Source organism: Dietzia sp. SYD-A1 (genome assembly GCF_015356725.1).
In the GTDB taxonomy this organism is placed as follows: Bacteria; Actinomycetota; Actinomycetes; order Mycobacteriales; family Mycobacteriaceae; genus Dietzia.
The window spans coordinates 1-2,735 of record NZ_JADDKI010000435.1 but is presented as its reverse complement, the minus strand read 5'-3'; the positions used below and the strand labels follow the sequence as shown (position 1 = coordinate 2,735).

Annotated in this window: 2 protein-coding genes and 1 pseudogene; 2 read left to right on the top strand and 1 reads right to left on the bottom strand. The window is 72.3% G+C overall.

Features of this window, described 5'->3' with window-relative positions:
* Positions 1-559 (top strand): annotated as a pseudogene (locus IY392_RS15370) (hypothetical protein); the annotation flags it as partial.
* Here IY392_RS15370 and IY392_RS15365 read toward each other — a convergent pair.
* Positions 513-1,598, bottom strand: a complete 1,086-nt coding sequence (locus IY392_RS15365; protein WP_182613206.1) for a DUF695 domain-containing protein — start codon at positions 1,596-1,598, stop codon at positions 513-515. The pseudogene IY392_RS15370 and the gene IY392_RS15365 sit on opposite strands and share 47 nt — an antisense overlap.
* 177 nt (positions 1,599-1,775) lie before the next feature.
* Here IY392_RS15365 and IY392_RS15360 point away from each other — a divergent pair.
* Positions 1,776-2,735, top strand: a 960-nt coding sequence (locus tag IY392_RS15360) for an NAD(P)H-binding protein (protein WP_194861672.1), incomplete at its 3' end; no start/stop codon positions are given.

Genomic DNA, 2,735 nt, shown 5'->3' with positions numbered 1-2,735 from the left:
GGCCGGGCCCCACCTGCGCTCGGTGCTCCTCGCGGCCGGCTCCGCCGTGTGCCGCCAGGTGGCCTTCCGCGCGGTGGCGGCGGGATACCGGGTCGCAGTGGTCACAGACGTCCCGGACCGCTGGCGATCACTGTCGGCGATCGCCGACGAGACCAGGTACCGGATCGTTGCCGCTGACGCCTCTGATGTGGGCACACCGGTGGACGCGGTGTTCTGGGACGTCGACGGTGCCCTCAGTGAGGGTCGGATCGACGCACTAGCCGGACCCGGTGGTCCTGACGTGACGCCACCGACCGTGATCCGGGTCGACGCCGACTGGGACCTGTCCTCGACCGGCGGGGCGACGACGTCGAACCCGCCCGACCTGGTGCTCGACGGCCGGATACCGGGATGGATCTCCGTGGAACCCCGTTCCGGGCCCACCCGGCGGGTGTCCGTGGTGACCGGCCCGGGCGAAGACGCCTTCGTCGGCACCGTACCGGGGCCGGGCCAGAGTCAGGCCTCGGCCGATCTCACACCCGCAGGTGCTGAACCTTCCGCCAGCCCGGATCGTCGGTGACCGTCAGGGTCACCTCGCCCTGGTCCCAGCCGGAGCAGGCCACGCGCAGCTGCTCGTGCGCGGGGGTCGTGGAGTCCACGTAGAAGTGCAGGAGCCGGCGGCCGTTGCAGCTCTCGGCGCCCACGCACTCGCCTGTGCCCTCCAGCCGGTCGACCAGGTGGTCCTCGAGGTCCCGCAGCCCGGGCAGTGAGCCCGACCCCGGCAGCCCACAGTCCTCGACATCCGTATAGGGCACGTGGACGGCGACGTGCCGGTCGAACTCCGGTGCCGAGAGCGCCACCAGGGGCACGCGCACCACGGCGACCATCGGGCCCTGCGAGGTGTCGCCGTGCAGGATCTGCCAGGCCGGCTCCCCCGCCTCGTCGGTGTTCTCCTGCTCTATCTCCCGCAGGATCCCGGGCAGCGCGTACAGCGACACCGCATCGTCCCCCGGGGCCGTGGCGTTGGAGCGGATCGTGCCCACCCACGTCTCCACCGCGGCCTCGCCGCACATCGCGTCGAGCAACAGGTAGGCGGCGATCGAGGGATCGGATCCCACCAGTCCAGCGAACCCGGGATGGTGGACGGTCACGTCGGCCCGGGAGAGCCCCACGTCCACCACCACCTCCGCCTCGTCGAACCCCAGCCGCCGGTCGCGGAAGTGCATGGCGCGCCCGGGGACCGGGTCACGCAGGTCGGCGTATGTCCACTCGGAATCGTCGGGCGGGGCCTGGGCGAGCCAGCGGCGCGCCACCCCGCGCAGTTCCGGCACCCCGGCCGCGGTGACGGTCAGCCGGTGCGGATCACCCTCGGATGCGGGGACGAACTCCCACGACAGACCGGGATCGATGGCCTCGATGAGCGAGGTGATCTCCGGGACCACCCGGCGGGCGTTCCCCGACTCGATCGCGGCGGTCGTACGACGACACCCGCCCTCGGACCACCACCGCCAGAAGGTGGCCACGGCCCGCTCCGAACGCAGCCTGGCGGTCTCGATGCGGACGCCGGACAGGTCCATCGACCTGGAGAGTTGTCGGGGTCGTGCCGCGCCGATCGCCATCCGTTCTCCCTCCGTCCGTCACGGTCCGTCCGCCTCGTCTGAATCCAGTATCCGGATATCGCGCCTCTCGTGCCCGGAAGCGGCACACCCGGGACCGGATTCGGGCCGAGCGTGCGGGTCGGCTGGCCGACCGCACAACGGGTGCGCGAGCGCGCCCACACTGGAAGAGTCTCGGGTATGTCCACGCCCCACGGATCCCCCGACGCCCAGGCCCCCGACGCCCAGTCCGGCCCGCGCGTCCTCGTCATCGGCGCGACCGGGTACATCGGCTCCCGCCTCGTCCCCCGTTTGCTCGCGGACGGCGCCCGTGTCTCGGTCCTGGCGCGCACCCCCGCCCGGCTCGACGACGTGCCCTGGCGGGATCAGGTGACCATCCACGAGGGCGGACTGGGGGACGAGGCCGCGTTGACCGAGGCGCTCGCCGGCGTCGACGTGGCCTGCCACCTCGTCCACTCGATGGGTCACACTGCGGACTTCGAGCGGGAAGAACGCGAGACCACCGAGATCTTCGTCCGGGCCGTCGAGGCCGCCGGGGTGGGGCGCATCGTGCACCTGTCCGGGCTGCACCCGGAGGGCGAGACGGACCTGTCGACGCACCTGCGCTCGCGCGTCGAGGTGGGGCGGATCATGCTGGCCTCGTCCGTGCCGGCGCTGGTGATCCAGGCCGGGGTCGTGATCGGCTCGGGGTCCGCGTCCTTCGAGATGATCCGGCATCTGACCACCCGGCTCCCCGGCATGGTCACCCCGAAGTGGGTGAGCAACCGGATCCAGCCGATCGCCGTCCGGGACGTGGTCCACTACCTCGCCGCCGCCACCACGGTTCCCCTCGAGGGCGAGCTCGCCGACGGCCGCGTGATCGACGTGGGCTCCCCCGACGTGCTGACCTACGGGCAGATGATGCAGATCTACGCCGAGGAGGCCGGGCTGCACCGCCGGCTCATGGTCCCCGTCCCCGTACTGACCCCCAAGCTGTCCTCGCTGTGGATGGGTCTGGTCACCCCCCTCGAGACCGGCCTGGCCCGGCCGCTGGTGGAATCGCTGCGCTGCGAGGCGATCGTCCTCAACGACGACGCCGACGAGGTGCTCGGCGCCCCGCCCGGCGGCCGCACGAGCTATCGGCAGGCCCTGCGCGAGGCC